Raw genomic sequence first — 14,859 nt, forward strand, 5'->3', positions numbered from 1 at the left:
GCTTGAGAAGGACAACTTTATGCGCAAGATGATTTTGCAATGCGGCGCCCTGGCCTTGAGCCTGCTGGCTGCCAACGTCATGGCGGCGGTTTCCCCGGAGGAGGCGGCCAAGCTCGGCACCACCCTGACCGCCATCGGCGCGGAAAAGGCCGGCAACGCCGACGGCTCGATTCCGGCCTACACCGGCGGTATCCCGAAAAATGCCGGCGCGGTGGACAGCAAGGGCTTCCTGGCCGACCCGTTCGCCAATGAAAAACCGCTGTTCATCATCACCGCGGCCACCGCCGAACAGTACAAGGCCAAGCTTTCCGAAGGTCAGCTGGCGATGTTCAAGCGCTATCCGCAGACCTACAGGATCCCGGTCTACCCGACCCACCGTACGGTGGTCCTGCCGGATGCGGTCCTCGAGTCGGCCAAGCGCAGCGCCCTCAACGTCACCACGATCAACGACGGTAACGGCCTGGCGAACTTCACCGGCAACCGCTACTACGCCTTCCCGATTCCGAAGACCGGCGTGGAAGTGTTGTGGAACCACATCACCCGCTACCACGGCGGTAACCTGCGCCGCACCATCACCCAGGCCACGCCGCAGACCGACGGTTCCTTCACTCCGATCACCTTCGAGGAAGAAGCCGCCGTACCGTCGGAAATTCCCGACCTGTCGCCGGACAAGGGCGCCAACGTGCTGACCTTCTTCAAGCAGGAAGTGACCGCGCCAGCGCGTCTGGCGGGCAACGTGCTGCTGGTGCACGAAACCCTCGACCAGGTGAAGGAACCGCGCCTGGCCTGGATCTACAACGCCGGCCAGCGTCGTGTGCGTCGTGCCCCGCAAGTCGCCTATGACGGCCCGGGTACCGCCGCCGACGGCCTGCGCACCTCGGACAACTTCGACATGTTCTCCGGCGCGCCGGACCGCTACGACTGGAAACTGATCGGCAAGAAGGAGATGTACATCCCCTACAACAGCTACAAGCTGGACTCGCCGACCCTCAAGTACACCGACGTGATCAAGGCCGGCCATATCAACCAGGACCTGACCCGCTACGAGCTGCACCGGGTCTGGGAAATCGAGGGCACGGTCAAGCCGAGCGAGCGGCATATCTATGCCAAGCGCCATATGTACATCGACGAAGACAGCTGGCAGGTTGCGCTGGTGGATCACTACGACGGTCGTGGCCAACTGTGGCGGGTGGCCGAAGGTCATGCGCAGTTCTACTACGATCACCAGGTTCCGGCTTATACCGTTGAAACGCTGTATGACCTGATTGCCGGGCGCTACATCGCCCTGGGCATGAAGAACGAAGAGAAGCACAGCTTCCAGTTCGGTTTTGTCGGCAAGGCGGCGGATTACACCCCGGCGGCGCTGCGGGCGAGCGGGGTTCGCTAAGCCTCTCCCGTTTGTTGCATCCAAGCAAAATCAGGCCCCTCGGGGCCTTTTTTTATGGGCCGCGATAAGTTTCCTGAATATTTGTTCATTTCCAGGCGCGAACAGGACTAGGGTGACCGGATAAAATCAAGAAAGGCCGCCGCAATGACCGCCATGACCCCGCGTCTGGACCGTCCCGGGTTCCTGCCTCGTTTATCCTCCCGCCATTTACCGCGCCCGCGGCTAAGCACACCCTTGATCGAGTCCCAGGCCCGGGTCCGACTGCTCTGTGCACCCGCCGGCAGTGGCAAGAGTGCCTTGCTCGCCGAATGCCTGCTGCAAGCCCCGCCCAGCTGTGGGGTGTGCTGGCTGCCGTTGTCCGGTGTGAATCTCACCACCGACGCCTTCTGCGCGGCCCTGGCCCAGGCCCTTGGGTTGGACGAGCCCCAGGACGAATCGAGCCTGCTGGCGCGGCTGGCGCGCTGGACCACACCCACCTGGATTTTTCTCGACGACTATTGCCGGTTGCCCAACCCGGCGCTGGATCAACTGCTTGATCGCTTGCTGGCGCTCAGCAGTCCGGTCCTCAACTGGTGGCTGGGCGTGCGGCGGCGGCCCCACTGCAACTGGCCACGGCTGTTGCTCGAAGGTGAACTCTACGAAGTCGAGGGCCCGAGCCTGGCGTTCGAGCGCGGCGAGATCGAACGGCTGGTGAGCCACCCGTCGATCACCCTGACCCCGCAATGCTTCGACCGGATGGAGCAGTACACCGCCGGTTGGTGCGCCGGGGTGCGGGTCGCCATGCTGGAAGCGCCGGCCTGGATCGCCAATGTCCCCGACGCCGGATCACGACGTTCGGCGACCTTGCTCGACTACCTGCAACACGAACTGTTCGATGCCCTGGCACCCGAGCTGGCCGAGGCCTGGCGCGTGCTGGTGCATCTGCCGCGCTTCAATGCCGACCTCTGCGAGCACCTGTTCGGTGCCGGGGAGGGCGCCCAGTGGATGCGCACCCTGCAGGAACTGGGGTGTTTTATCGAACCCTGGGAAGACTCTTCGGAATGGCTGCGGGTGTTCGCGCCGCTGGCCCTGTTGCTGCGCGACGAACCCTGGCCGGCCGGACGCTCCTGGCATCGCCGTGCCTGCCAGTGGTTCAGCGCCCGCGGCGACTGGCAGGCGGCGGTGGAGCAGGCCCTGGCCGCCGAAGAGTTCGAAGTGGCGGCCAGTCTGTTGCACAACTTCACCTTCGATTACCTGTTCCAGGAACAGAACGTGGCGCTGCTGTTACGCCTGCACGAGCAGCAGCCGGACGACCTGATGTTCGGTACACCGCATCTGGTGGGCCTGATCACCACCGCGCTGCTGTTTGCCGGGCGTTTCGACGAGGCGGCCCACAGTATCGAGCAGATGGCCCGTTTTTCCCCGCAACCGTCGGCGGCGGCACAACGGCAACTGGTGGCGCGCTGGCAGGCCCAGCAGGGCTGGTTGCTGCATTTGCAGGGGCAGGCGCAACGGGCGCGCGGGCATTTTCTCGAAGCCTTGCAGGACCTGCCGCCCGTCGCCTGGCCGGCGCGGTTGTTCTGTCTGTCGGGGCTGACCCAGCAGGCACTGCTCGATGGTGAGTTGGAGCAGGCCCATGCCTTGAGCCGCGAAGCCCTGTGCCTGGCGCGGGCACAAGGCTCGCTGTTGTTCGAGGCGCTGCTGGAACTGGATCATGCGCAGTTGCTGGAGCAGCGTGGGGCCCTGCACCGCAGCGAGAGCCTGCTGGACAATATGCAGGTCCTGTTGTCGGCCAAGCGTTACCTGGCGGGGCCGTTGCTGGGGCGGATCGCCTTGCGCCAGGGACGGATCGCCCTGCGCCAGGGCCGCGATCAACAAGCCGCCGAGCATTTCCAGACGGGCCTGGATGAATGCCTGCGCAGCCAGGATAAACAGGCCTTGTACGGCTTTCTCGGGCTGGCCTTGCTGGATGCCAACCACGGCAACTACGCCCAGGCGTTTGTGCGCCTGCGCGATGCCGAGCGCTTGATGCAGCAACGGCATATTCCGGACCTGGTGTATCGCGCGGTGCTGCTGATGGTCAGCTGCCATTTCTGGTTGCAGCAGGGGCGCCCGGAGCTGGCGGAAGAGGCGCTGACCCGGGTGCTGCGTCACTACAGCGGCGCGAACGGGGTGCAGGCGCCGCCGGCGACCCTGGAGTTGATTCCGCGCCTTGAATACCTGTTGGTGCTGGCGCAGGTCTATCTGCACAAGGCCCAGGCTCCGTTGGAAGCGCTGGCGCTATTGCTCGAGCAGACCCAGCGACGGGGCATGCAGGGCATGGAAACCGAGCTGCGCCTGGCGCTGGCGGAAGTGGCTTTTCTGCAAGGGCGAACGGCGCTGGCCAAGAGTCATCTGGAGGAGGGACTGGCGCTGGTCAGCCGCTGCAATCTGCAACAGGCCTTGCGCGAGTTGCGCTTGCGCCAGCCGGGAATGCTGGCGAGCCTGGGGTTTGAAGAGGCGCTGATCGCCACCGGTGACAATCCCTTGAGCCAGCGTGAACTGGAAGTGCTCAAGCTGATTGCCCTGGGCAGCTCCAATCTGCAGATCGCCGATCAACTGTTTATTTCACTGCACACGGTGAAAACCCATGCGCGGCGGATTCACAGCAAACTGGGGGTGGAGCGGCGGACCCAGGCGGTGGCCAAGGCCAAGGCGCTGGGGCTGATGGGCTAGTTCAGGTCTTCTGATACCCCATCCGCCAACTGACCGCCTCGCTCGCCGCCAGCAAGCGCCTGGCCGCCGGGCCGTCTTCATCGGCGTGGAACAGCGACGTCGGCCCCACCACCGTCAGCACCGCCACCACCTGGCCCAGGGCATTGAACACCGGTGCGGACAAGGCATCGACCCCCGGCATCAGCAAGCCATGGACGAAATGCAGCCCGCGCTGGCGGATCTGTTCACAGGTCGCCTTGTACGTGCTGACATCGGCCAGTGGGTGAGGGTGTCCGGCCTTGAGTTCGGCTTCCCGCAGCTCGACCGTTTCCCGATCCGGCAGGAACGCATTGAACACCAGCCCCGTGGACGAACTGAGCAACGGCAGCACCGACCCCAACTGCGTCACCACCGTCACCGCGCGCACGGCCGGTTCGATATGCACCACGGTCGCGCCGTGGTTGCCCCACACGGCGAGGAAACAGCTTTCATTCAGCTCGTCGCGCAACTCCGCCAGCGGCATGGCCGCCACATGCAGCACCTCCATGCTGTTCAGCGCCGCCAGGCCGACCCGCAACGCTTCGCGCCCCAGGCCATAGTGGTTGGTCGCCCGGTTCTGCTCGGCGAAGCCACTGGCGATCAAGGCCTGCAGATAACGGTGGACCTTGCTCGCCGGCATCTGCACATGCTCGGCCAGGCGTGATAGCGAGGTGCTGGGCGACAGTTCGGCCAGTGCCTTGAGGATATCGGTACCGACCTCCGCCGAGCGGACTTTCTGTTTACCGTTGCTGTCGCTGGTAGGGCGCGGCTTTTCCATGGAGGCAATGTGATCCCGGGACGAATGGGCGTCTTTATAGCTTGACGGGCACCGTCAATCAAATTACGTTCTGCATAATCAAGTTACGTAATGCATAATTTCGGCCCCATAAAAATAAACCGACCCGTGTTGCGCTCCTCTCGAATCAGGAGGCAGCCCCAGGTCCACTCCCTCCAGGAGGCTCCATGAACCCCGATTCCACGGTGCTGGCCTATCAGTCCGGCTTCGGTAACGAATTCAGCAGCGAGGCCCTGCCCGGCGCGCTGCCGGTCGGCCAGAACTCCCCGCAGAAAGCGCCCTACGGTTTGTATGCCGAGCTGTTCTCCGGCACCGCCTTCACCATGGCCCGCAGCGAAGCGCGGCGGACCTGGATGTATCGCATCCAGCCGTCGGCCCGGCACCCGGCGTTCATCAAGCTGGAGCGGCAACTGGCCGGAGGCCCGCTGGGTTCGGTCACCCCCAACCGCCTGCGCTGGAACCCGCTGGAGATCCCGAGCGAACCCACCGATTTCCTCGATGGCCTGGTGAGCATGGCGGCCAATTCGGCGGCGGAGAAACCGGCCGGTATCAGCATCTACAGCTATCGCGCCAACCGTTCCATGGAGCGGGTGTTCTTCAATGCCGACGGCGAATGGCTGCTGGTCCCGGAGCAGGGGCGGCTGCGGCTCGTCACCGAACTCGGCGTGCTGGAGATCGAGCCGCTGGAAATCGCCGTCCTGCCCCGTGGCCTGAAATTCCGTGTCGAACTGCTCGACCCGCAAGCCCGTGGCTACCTCGCTGAAAACCATGGCGCGCCACTGCGCCTGCCCGACCTCGGGCCGATCGGCAGCAACGGCCTGGCCAACCCGAGGGACTTCCTGACGCCGGTCGCCCAATACGAAGACTTGCGGCAACCGACCTCCCTGGTGCAGAAGTTCCTCGGTGAACTCTGGGGCTGCGAACTTGATCATTCGCCGCTCAACGTGGTCGCCTGGCACGGCAACAACGTGCCGTACAAATACGACCTGCGCCGGTTCAACACCATTGGCACGGTCAGCTTCGATCACCCGGACCCGTCGATCTTCACCGTGCTGACCTCGCCCACCAGCGTGCCGGGGATGGCCAACCTCGACTTCGTGATTTTCCCGCCGCGCTGGATGGTGGCCGAGAACACCTTCCGTCCGCCGTGGTTCCACCGCAACCTGATGAACGAGTTCATGGGCCTGATCCAGGGTGCCTACGACGCCAAGGCCGAAGGTTTCCTGCCCGGCGGCGCGTCGCTGCACAGCTGCATGAGTGCCCACGGCCCGGACGGCGAAACCTGCACCCGGGCGATTGCCGCCGAACTGGCGCCAAGCAAGATCGACAACACCATGGCCTTCATGTTCGAGACCAGCCAGGTGCTGCGCCCGAGTCGTTTCGCCCTCGACTGCCCACAGCTGCAAAGCAACTACGATACTTGCTGGGCCACCTTGCCCGTCACTTTCAACCCGAATCGGAGATAACCCATGAGTCAGCCAACCATCCTTCGCAGCTGGGTTGCCTCTGCCAACGGCCATGCCGATTTCCCGTTGCAGAACCTGCCGCTGGGGGTGTTCAGTCATCAGGGTTCGGCACCGCGCAGTGGCGTGGCGATTGGCGAGCTGATCTTCGATCTGGAGGCGGCCCTGGAGCTCGGCTTGTTTGAAGGCCAGGCCAAGGTCGCGGTCGAAGCGACCCGTGGCGGTCAGTTGAATGCTTTCTTTGAGCGCGGTGCCACGGCCCGTCTAGCCTTGCGCACGCGTCTGCTGGAACTGTTCGGCGAAGGCAGCAGCCTGCGCGGCAAGATCGAAGCCCAGGGTGCCAAGCTGCTGCACCTGGCCGCCGATTGCCAGTTGCACCTGCCGGCCAGGATCGGCGACTACACCGACTTTTATGTCGGCATCGAGCATGCGCAGAACGTCGGCAAGCTGTTCCGCCCCGACAACCCGCTGCTGCCCAACTACAAGTACGTGCCCATCGGTTATCACGGCCGGGCCTCGACCGTTCGTCCATCCGGCACCGAAGTACGCCGTCCCAAGGGCCAGACCTTGCCTGCCGGGCAGACTGAGCCGACCTTCGGTCCCTGCGCACGCCTGGACTATGAACTGGAACTGGGCATCTGGATCGGCCAGGGCAATGCCATGGGCGAGTCGATCGCCATCGGCGATGCCGCCGAGCATATCGCCGGTTACTGCCTGCTCAATGACTGGTCGGCGCGGGATATCCAGGCCTGGGAATACCAGCCGCTGGGTCCGTTCCTGTCCAAGAGCTTTATCACCAGCGTTTCGCCCTGGGTGGTGACGGCCGAGGCACTGGCGCCGTTCCGCCAGGCCCAGCCGCCGCGTCCGCAAGGCGATCCGCAGCCGTTGCCGTACCTGTTCGACGCGCGCGACCAGCAGGGCGGTGCCTTTGATATCGAACTGGAAGTGCTGTTGCTGACCGAGGCCATGCGCGAGCAGAACCTGCCGGCCCACCGTTTGACCCTGAGCAACACCCGGCATATGTACTGGACCGTGGCGCAACTGGTGGCCCATCACAGCGTCAACGGCTGCCAGTTGCAGGCCGGCGACCTGTTCGGCTCGGGCACCTTGTCCGGTCCTGAGAGCGGGCAGTTCGGCAGCCTGCTGGAGATCACCGAAGGCGGCAAGAAAGCAGTGGAGCTGGCCTCGGGTGAAGTGCGCAAGTTCCTTGAGGACGGCGATGAAATCATCCTGCGGGCGCGTTGCAGCCGTGAAGGTTTTGCTTCCATTGGCTTCGGCGAATGCCGCGGCAAGATTGTCTCGGCACGCTGAGAGGAGAGGACCATGGAGCTTTACACCTATTACCGTTCGACCTCGTCCTACCGCGTGCGGATCGCCCTGGCCCTCAAGGGCCTGGATTACCACGCGCTGCCGATCAACCTGATCGCCCCGGGTGGCGGTGAGCAGCGCCAGGCGGAGTACCTGGCGGTCAACCCGCAGGGTCGGGTGCCGGCCTTGCGCACCGATGCCGGGGATCTACTGACGCAGTCGCCGGCGATCATCGAGTTTCTCGAAGAACGTTATCCACAGGCGCCGCTGCTGGCCTCGGACCTGATGACCCGTGCCCGCGCACGGGCGGTGGCGGCGGTGATCGGTTGCGATATTCATCCGCTGCACAATTCCGGTACCACCAACCTGCTGCGCCAGTGGGGGCATGATGATGCCCAGGTGCAGGAGTGGATCGGCCACTGGGTCAGCCAGGGGCTGACGGCGGTGGAGCAGTTGATTGGTGACGTGGGTTATTGTTTTGGCAAGGAGCCGGGGCTGGCGGATGTGTACCTGATTCCGCAACTGTATGCGGCGCAGCGTTTCAAGGTGTCACTGGACGCTTATCCGCGTATTCGCCGGGTAGCGGCGCTGGCGGAACAGCATCCGGCGTTTATCAAGGCGCATCCGGCGAATCAGCCGGATACTCCGTTGTAAGGCATGCCGCCTAATGCACCACCGCATTCGGCGGCAATTGCCCCAGCCGTTCCGTCAGCCTTAGTCGCTGCAGCGGGTCTTCGCTGAGCAGCAGCGCCCGTTCCAGGTCATGGCGTTCGGCCCGTGGGCAATCGAGGCGCTGGTACAGGCTGGCGCGGGCCAGGTAGTCGCTGGCATTGGCTTGGCCCAGTTCGAGGACCCGCTCGGCATCCACCAGGGCGCCGAGGAAATCGTCGTTGGCCTGGTGCAATTGCCGCAGGTTGCGCGACAGGCGCTGGAGCATCTGCACCGGCGTGGCGTTATGCATGTGCTCGGCCTTCAGCATCGTGCTCGGGCCGTACTGGCGGACCAGCAGTTCACGGCAGTCGTTGGGATAAAGACGCCGGCCGCCGCACGGGTCGAGCAGATGGTCGGCCCCCGGCACCCGCAGCAGGAAATGCCCGGGGAAATTCACCCCCACCAGCGGAATCTCCAACTGTCGGGCCAGTTCCAGGGCGATCAAGGCCAGCGCCAGCGGTTGCCCGCGTCTACGCTGCAGGACCTTGTCGAGCAGTGCCGCGTGAGGTCGCAGTGGGGTGAACGCGTCCTGCTGGAAGCCCAGCTCGTTCAGCCGCCGCAATAGCGGCTGGCCCAACTCGCTGACCGGCAGCATGGGCAAACCGGCGCTGACCCGTTGCTGCAGATCGTGGAAATCGCGCAATACGGATTCAGGCAGGACCTGCGGGTCATGTTCGGCTGCCATCCACACGGCGGCTTCGAACACGGCGGGTGGGGTACGTTGCAGGCAGGCGAAAAAGGCTTGGCGGGGGTTCATCGAGATCTCCGGCAGAGTCTCTGTTTTAGCCCCGTGCCAGGCTTTCGTCCAGTGCCCTTGCAGCAGTCGAGGGTTATGTCGCAAAAACCGCAAACGCCAAGGCCTTATTCCTGCTTGCTTCTGCAAGCTTTCCCACGAAGCCTATACTCGCTACAGGCAGTATTCAGGGGGGCCTCTCGATGTTCGCTCTCATGCAAAGCACTCGTCTTGAGTCGCTGCACCTCAGTGTTGATCCCGTTACCGGGTTGAAGGCGGTGATTGCCATCCACAACCGTCGTCTCGGGCCGGCGCTGGGCGGCTGTCGTTACCTGGCCTATCCCGACGATGAAAGTGCCATGGTCGATGCCATCCGTCTGGCCCAGGGCATGAGCTACAAGGCCGCGCTTGCGGGATTGCCGGTGGGCGGCGGCAAGGCGGTGATCATTCGTCCGCCCCATGTGGAAAACCGCGCCGCGTTGTTCGAGGCCTTCGGTCGTTGTATCGAGCAGCTCAACGGACGCTATATCACCGCCATCGACAGTGGGACCTCCACCGCCGACATGGACTGCATCGCCCAATACACCCAGCACGTCACCAGCACCACCAGCGCCGGTGACCCGTCGCCGCATGCGGCCATGGGTGTGTTCGCGGGGATTCGCACCACCGCCATGGCGCGACTGGGCAGCGACAACCTGGAAGGGTTACGGGTGGCGGTGCAAGGGTTGGGTAATGTCGGTTATGCCCTGGCCGAGCAGCTGCACGCGGCGGGGGCGGAATTGCTGGTCAGCGATACCGACCCGGGCAAGGTGCAACTGGCCATGGAGCAGTTGGGGGCGCATCCGATCGCTTGTGAAGCCTTGCTCAGTACTCCGTGCGATATCCTGGCCCCTTGCAGCGTGGGCAATGTGCTCACCAGCCAGAGCGTGGCGCAGCTGCGTTGCGCAGCGGTGGCGGGTTCGGCCAGCACCCAGCTGACCCATATCAGCGTCGCCGATCAGTTGGAAAAACGCGGGATTCTTTATGCGCCCGACTACGTGATCAGTTCTGGCGGATTGATCTATGTGACCCTCAGGCACCAGGGCGAGGAGCTGGCGACCATCACCGCCCACTTGTCCCGTATCGGCACGCGCCTGACCGAAGTCTTTGCCCATGCCCAGGCGGAAAAGCGCTCGCCGGCGCGGGTGGCCGACGAACTGGCGGAGCGCCTGCTTTACCGTTGAGCGAACCGGTTCCTGCCGTCTGGCGCTGTCTTACTCGACAGGGACAGGGGACGAGAGCAATTCGCTCAACGCATCCGGCTGGCTCTTGAACGCCCGGGCGAATACATCACGGTTTTTCGCCATGTAGATGCCGGCTTCTTCCACCTGCTGCTCGCTCAGCGAGGGCACGGCTTTTTGCAGGACTTCGGCCAACAGCTCGGCCAGTTCGAGCATTTTGTCATGACGGTCAGCTTCGGCTTTATCCATGAACAAACGCTCCAGATCTCGGCTGCTGCGGTATACCACTTCGACGGCCATTCACCACCTCACATGCCTTCACGATAGTTGTGTTTTGCAATTACTGTATTTATATACAGCTAAAAGCATAAGCGAATCCCCAGGGTTTGGGTAGTGGCTTTTTAATGTAGACCTATTTCCCGGTTTGTCAGGTGCGCTGCTGCGTCGACAGGCCGCACCACCCTGGCGTGCCCCGGAAGGCATTATCACCATCTCACCCCTTTCCCTGGCCTTTTTTCTGCATGCAGGAAAAACAGTCATCTTCCACCCGCATCCTCCGATCAAACCGAACCAAGGAACCTGCACCGTGAAAATCAATTGGGCCGAAAAGCTGAGGCAAAACGTCCATCAGGTGGCCGAGTCCCTGGGCAACCTGTTCGTCGAGTCGTTTCATTACCTGGCGCTGTTCGCCATTGGCGGGGTCACGGCCTGGGCGGCGGTGATGGAGTTCCTGACGATGATCGAAGAGGGTCATCTGAAGATCGACGACATCCTGCTGCTGTTCATCTACCTCGAACTGGGGGCGATGGTGGGGATCTACTTCAAGACCAACCACATGCCGGTGCGCTTCCTGATCTACGTGGCGATCACCGCGCTGACCCGGCTGCTGATTTCCAACGTGTCGCACCACAATCCGCCGGACATGGGCGTGGTTTACCTTTCCGGTGCGATCCTGCTGCTGGCGCTGGCGATCCTGGTGGTGCGCTATGCCTCGTCGCAGTTTCCGTCGGTGAAGATCGAGCATCCGCAACGCAAGACCGGAGAAGGCTCCAGCGAGCATCCGGAAGTGGAGAAGGGCGAGATTTGAAACACGCCGTCAGGCGACGACGCCTGTAAGCGCGAGGGTGCTCGCGCTTACAGAAGGCCTTTGATCAGTTGACCCAGGCACCGGCACGCAAATGCCAGCCGTCGTTATGCCGTTCCCAGTGCGGGTGCACATAGCGATAACCCTGACGCACCGGTTCCCAATGACCGTGCATTGCCACATAGCGCCGCCCGTCCCAATGCCAGTAGCCCCGTGCCCAGATGAATCCAGGGCGATAGGCCGGCTCCACTTCGATCACTTCCTGCGGTGGTGGCTGCGGTGCCACCACTTCCACGTATTGCGGCGCGGGCCGTTCGACCACCACCTGGCGATCGTGAACCACGCGTTCCTGTACGCAACCGGAAGCCGCCACGACTACCGCTGCAAGTGCTGCGTAACGTAAAAACATGTTGCCTCCTCGGGATGGTCCGCCCACGGCGCACGCCTGGCGAACGGATCGTTGCCGTGTTTTCTCACCGGCTACGCTTGTTGTAACAGTATGTATCTGTCCGGATCCTGAACCCGATACAGTCTTTTTCACGGCAAGAGCCACTTGTCACAAGCCTTGGGCAGGATAGAACTGAATGCGCATTTGTCAGCATTGGTACAGCCAGTTCAACAGACACTGGGAATGAAAGGATTGCTGCCGTTCTCACCTTTGGAAGCCACTTGATATGCCAGTACCGGGTGCTGTTCTACGTTGTCTGGGGTTGTCGGTATGCCTGGCGGCGGGATTTCCCGCCGTCGCTGTTGCGGCGCCCGTGGTGCCGTTGAGTCCTGCCGACGCGGCCTGGCTGCGGCGCGACGGTTATGATCTGGATGCGGCGAACGTCGCGCGCTTTCGGGCCATGGGCCGTGCCGGCTTGCTCGAGGCGCAACTGGCTGACCGTATCCGTGACCCGCTGCCGCCGGGCATCGACGCACAATTGCGGGCCTTCCCGATCCTCGCGCAACCGCAGCAGGCCACCTTGCTCGCCTTCAAGCAAGGCCAGGAGCAACTGCAGTCGATGCCGGACGGCGATGCCAAGGCCGATGCCAGGAAGGCCCAGCAGCAACTGCTCAATGACGCCGCCGACCAGGCCCGGCAAATCACCTTGCTGCGGGCGGTCTATGGTAGCAACCAGCTCAAGGAGCAGATGGTCGGCTTCTGGCTCAATCATTTCAGCGTGTTTGCCGGCAAGGGCGCGGTACGCCTGATGGCGGCGGACTACGAAGAGCAGGTCATCCGCCCACATGCCCTGGGCAAGTTCAGGGACCTGGTCCTGGCGACCCTCAAGAGCCCGGCCATGCTGGAGTTTCTCGACAATGCCCAGAACGCCAACGGCAAGGTCAACGAAAACTACGCCCGCGAACTGATGGAACTGCACACCCTGGGGGTCGGTTCCGGCTACACCCAGCAGGATGTCCAGCAACTGGCGCTGATCCTTACCGGTGCCGGGGTGCGGCCGCTGGATGGCCGGGTGCAGAAGTTCGGGCCACGGGTGGCGCCGTTGGTGGTGAATGACGGGATGTTCCAGTTCAATCCCAAGCGCCATGACTTCTCCGACAAGGTGCTGCTGGGCGAATCGATCCAGGGCAGTGGTTTCGATGAAATCACCCAGGCGGTGAATCTGATCACCCGGCAGAAAGCCTGTGCGCAATTCATCTCGCGCAAACTGGCGCAATACTTTGTTGCCGACCAGCCGCCGCAGTCCCTGGTGGACCGCATGAGCGTGACCTTCCAGCGCAGCGATGGCGACATCGCCCAGGTGCTGCGTACGCTCTTCGAGTCGCCGGAACTGCTGCAAAGCGCCGGAAAAAAATTCAAGGACCCGACCCAGTTCGTGGTCTCGGCGGTACGCCTGGCCTACGACGGCAAGCCCATCGCCAATCCGCGGCCGATGCTCAACTGGCTCAATCAGCTGGGTGAACCGGTATTCGGCCGGCAGACCCCGGACGGCTGGCCGCTGGATGCCGCCGGTTGGGCCAGCTCGGGGCAGATGTCGAAGCGTTTCGAAATCGCCCGGTCCATCGGCTCGGGCTACAACAAGTTGTTTACCCCGGAAGGCAGTGACAAGGCCCAGGGCGGTTTCCCCATGATCACTACGCCGCTGTACTACGAGGCCATCGGCCCGCATCTGTCGGCGGCTACCGCCGCCGCGCTGAATCAGGCCACCTCGCCGCAGGAATGGAACACCTTCCTGCTGTCTTCACCGGACTTCAACAACCGTTAATGTCGTGCTCTTCAAGGAAGGTGCAGTGATGAATCGTCGAGACTTTCTGGTCGCTTCAGCGGTTGCCGCCGCGACCCTGCCGACCTTGTCGTTCTCCGGCAAGCTGTTTGCCGCCCCCGCGTCGGCGCCGCGCTTTCTGGTGGTGTTCCTGCGCGGCGGCTATGACTGCAACAACCTGCTGGTGCCCTATGCCAGCGATTTCTACTACGAGTCGCGGCCGACCCTGGCGATTGCCCGGCCCGACCTGCACAACCCCAACAGCGCCATTGCCCTCGACGGCCACTGGGGCCTCAATCCGGTGTTGCACGATTCGCTCTACCCGCTCTGGCAGCGCAAGCAACTCGCCTTCGTGCCCTTTGCCGGTACCGACGACCTGTCCCGCAGCCATTTCGAAACCCAGGACAATATCGAGGCCGGCCTGGCCGGCGATCAGCACGGGCACTACGGTTCGGGCTTTCTCGCCCGCCTGGCCGGCGCCATGCCCGGCAGTGCGCCGATTGCCTTTACCGATGCCTTGCCCCTGAGCTTCCAGGGCGGCCGGGATATTCCCAACCTGTCGTTGCGCGGGGTCTCGAAACCGGTGTTCGACGAGCGCCAGTCCTCGATCCTCGCCTCGATGTACAAGGGTACGACGCTGGCCGCGCCGGTGTCCGACGGCCTGCAACTGCGCCAGCAAGTATCGAAGGACCTGCAGGACGAAATGGCCAAGGCCGGGCGCGGCGCGCAGACGGCGCAGAATTTCGCCGCGGAAACCCGGCGCATCGCCACCCTGATGCGCGATCAGTATCGGCTGGGTTTCGTCGATGTCGGCGGCTGGGATACCCACGTCAACCAGGGCGGCGCCCAGGGGCAGCTATCCAACAACCTGGCGAACCTGGGGCAGGGCCTGGCGGCCTTTGCCGACGCCATGGGCGATCAGTGGAAAGACACCACCGTGGTGGTGGTCTCGGAGTTTGGCCGCACCTTCCGCGAGAACGGCAATCGCGGCACCGATCATGGCCATGGCACGGTCTACTGGGTGCTGGGCGGCAGCGTGCACGGTGGGCGTATCGCCGGTGAGCAAGTGGCAGTGGCACCGGGCAGCCTGTTGCAGAACCGCGACTATCCGGTGCTGAACAATTACCGCGATCTGCTGGGCGGCCTGTTGGGCCGCACCTGGGGTTTGTCCACTGCGCAACTTCAGAGCGTTTTTCCCGGCGCACGCCCCAATGGCTTGCAGTTGGTGTAGCGGC

General features: G+C 63.4%; 13 protein-coding genes. 9 read left to right on the top strand and 4 right to left on the bottom strand.

The window, feature by feature from the left end; genetic code table 11:
- Positions 1–19 precede the first annotated feature (19 nt).
- Positions 20–1,387 carry a DUF1329 domain-containing protein gene (locus tag CWE01_RS17250; RefSeq protein ID WP_100941752.1) on the top strand — a complete coding sequence of 456 codons (1,368 nt, stop codon included), beginning with the start codon at positions 20–22 and terminating at the stop codon, positions 1,385–1,387.
- Positions 1,388–1,531: 144 nt separating this feature from the next.
- Positions 1,532–4,081 carry a LuxR C-terminal-related transcriptional regulator gene (locus CWE01_RS17255; protein WP_100941753.1) on the top strand — a complete coding sequence of 850 codons (2,550 nt, stop codon included), beginning with the start codon at positions 1,532–1,534 and terminating at the stop codon, positions 4,079–4,081.
- 1 nt (position 4,082) lies between these two features.
- Here CWE01_RS17255 and CWE01_RS17260 read toward each other — a convergent pair whose 3' ends face one another.
- Positions 4,083–4,877, bottom strand: a complete 795-nt coding sequence (locus CWE01_RS17260) for an IclR family transcriptional regulator (RefSeq protein ID WP_100941754.1) — start codon at positions 4,875–4,877, stop codon at positions 4,083–4,085.
- 185 nt (positions 4,878–5,062) lie between these two features.
- Between CWE01_RS17260 and hmgA the strand changes: the two genes are divergently transcribed.
- Genes hmgA through maiA form a run of 3 tightly spaced genes read left to right on the top strand, consistent with a single transcriptional unit; the run spans position 5,063 to position 8,320 of the window.
- Positions 5,063–6,361: a homogentisate 1,2-dioxygenase gene (gene hmgA, locus CWE01_RS17265; RefSeq protein WP_100941755.1), complete on the top strand. Its 1,299-nt coding sequence runs from the start codon at positions 5,063–5,065 to the stop codon at positions 6,359–6,361.
- A gap of 3 nt (positions 6,362–6,364) precedes the next feature.
- Positions 6,365–7,669 (top strand): fumarylacetoacetase, encoded by a 1,305-nt coding sequence (gene fahA, locus CWE01_RS17270; protein ID WP_100941756.1) that lies wholly within the window; start codon positions 6,365–6,367, stop codon positions 7,667–7,669.
- A gap of 12 nt (positions 7,670–7,681) precedes the next feature.
- A complete protein-coding gene (gene maiA / locus CWE01_RS17275; protein ID WP_100941757.1) occupies positions 7,682–8,320 on the top strand; it encodes a maleylacetoacetate isomerase in 639 nt (212 codons plus the stop codon).
- A 10-nt stretch (positions 8,321–8,330) separates the two neighbouring features.
- On the opposite strand, the gene CWE01_RS17280 is transcribed toward maiA, so the two are convergent.
- On the bottom strand, positions 8,331–9,134 hold the full coding sequence (locus CWE01_RS17280) for a SirB1 family protein (protein ID WP_100941758.1): 804 nt from the start codon (positions 9,132–9,134) through the stop codon (positions 8,331–8,333).
- A gap of 179 nt (positions 9,135–9,313) precedes the next feature.
- On the opposite strand from CWE01_RS17280, the gene CWE01_RS17285 reads away from it, so the two are divergent.
- On the top strand, positions 9,314–10,333 hold the full coding sequence (locus tag CWE01_RS17285; protein WP_100941759.1) for a Glu/Leu/Phe/Val dehydrogenase dimerization domain-containing protein: 1,020 nt from the start codon (positions 9,314–9,316) through the stop codon (positions 10,331–10,333).
- A gap of 30 nt (positions 10,334–10,363) precedes the next feature.
- Here CWE01_RS17285 and CWE01_RS17290 read toward each other — a convergent pair whose 3' ends face one another.
- A complete protein-coding gene (locus tag CWE01_RS17290; RefSeq protein WP_100941760.1) occupies positions 10,364–10,630 on the bottom strand; it encodes a YebG family protein in 267 nt (88 codons plus the stop codon).
- Between the two features lie 286 nt (positions 10,631–10,916).
- On the opposite strand from CWE01_RS17290, the gene CWE01_RS17295 reads away from it, so the two are divergent.
- The gene (locus CWE01_RS17295) at positions 10,917–11,417 is read left to right on the top strand and encodes a phosphate-starvation-inducible protein PsiE (protein ID WP_100941761.1); all 501 of its coding nucleotides are present in this window, start codon (positions 10,917–10,919) and stop codon (positions 11,415–11,417) included.
- Positions 11,418–11,481: 64 nt separating this feature from the next.
- Here CWE01_RS17295 and CWE01_RS17300 read toward each other — a convergent pair whose 3' ends face one another.
- Positions 11,482–11,823, bottom strand: coding sequence for a YXWGXW repeat-containing protein (locus tag CWE01_RS17300; protein WP_100941762.1), 342 nt, complete (start codon positions 11,821–11,823; stop codon positions 11,482–11,484).
- 265 nt (positions 11,824–12,088) lie between these two features.
- On the opposite strand from CWE01_RS17300, the gene CWE01_RS17305 reads away from it, so the two are divergent.
- Together CWE01_RS17305 and CWE01_RS17310 are read left to right on the top strand one after the other, a co-directional pair.
- The gene (locus CWE01_RS17305; protein WP_100941763.1) at positions 12,089–13,627 is read left to right on the top strand and encodes a DUF1800 domain-containing protein; all 1,539 of its coding nucleotides are present in this window, start codon (positions 12,089–12,091) and stop codon (positions 13,625–13,627) included.
- Between the two features lie 28 nt (positions 13,628–13,655).
- The gene (locus CWE01_RS17310) at positions 13,656–14,855 is read left to right on the top strand and encodes a DUF1501 domain-containing protein (RefSeq protein ID WP_100941764.1); all 1,200 of its coding nucleotides are present in this window, start codon (positions 13,656–13,658) and stop codon (positions 14,853–14,855) included.
- Positions 14,856–14,859: the final 4 nt, after the last annotated feature.

It is taken from the genome of Pseudomonas sp. QS1027 (assembly GCF_002814235.1).
Lineage (GTDB): Bacteria > Pseudomonadota > Gammaproteobacteria > Pseudomonadales > Pseudomonadaceae > Aquipseudomonas.

Coding starts and splice junctions, on each gene's coding strand:
- hmgA (WP_100941755.1), top strand. CDS start 5,063: ATGAACCCCGATTCCACGGTGCTGGCCTATCAGTCCGGCTTCGGTAAC.
- maiA (WP_100941757.1), top strand. CDS start 7,682: ATGGAGCTTTACACCTATTACCGTTCGACCTCGTCCTACCGCGTGCGG.
- CWE01_RS17310 (WP_100941764.1), top strand. CDS start 13,656: ATGAATCGTCGAGACTTTCTGGTCGCTTCAGCGGTTGCCGCCGCGACC.
- CWE01_RS17290 (WP_100941760.1), bottom strand. CDS start 10,630: ATGGCCGTCGAAGTGGTATACCGCAGCAGCCGAGATCTGGAGCGTTTG.
- CWE01_RS17255 (WP_100941753.1), top strand. CDS start 1,532: ATGACCGCCATGACCCCGCGTCTGGACCGTCCCGGGTTCCTGCCTCGT.
- CWE01_RS17285 (WP_100941759.1), top strand. CDS start 9,314: ATGTTCGCTCTCATGCAAAGCACTCGTCTTGAGTCGCTGCACCTCAGT.
- CWE01_RS17250 (WP_100941752.1), top strand. CDS start 20: ATGCGCAAGATGATTTTGCAATGCGGCGCCCTGGCCTTGAGCCTGCTG.
- CWE01_RS17305 (WP_100941763.1), top strand. CDS start 12,089: ATGCCAGTACCGGGTGCTGTTCTACGTTGTCTGGGGTTGTCGGTATGC.
- CWE01_RS17280 (WP_100941758.1), bottom strand. CDS start 9,134: ATGAACCCCCGCCAAGCCTTTTTCGCCTGCCTGCAACGTACCCCACCC.
- CWE01_RS17300 (WP_100941762.1), bottom strand. CDS start 11,823: ATGTTTTTACGTTACGCAGCACTTGCAGCGGTAGTCGTGGCGGCTTCC.
- CWE01_RS17260 (WP_100941754.1), bottom strand. CDS start 4,877: ATGGAAAAGCCGCGCCCTACCAGCGACAGCAACGGTAAACAGAAAGTC.
- fahA (WP_100941756.1), top strand. CDS start 6,365: ATGAGTCAGCCAACCATCCTTCGCAGCTGGGTTGCCTCTGCCAACGGC.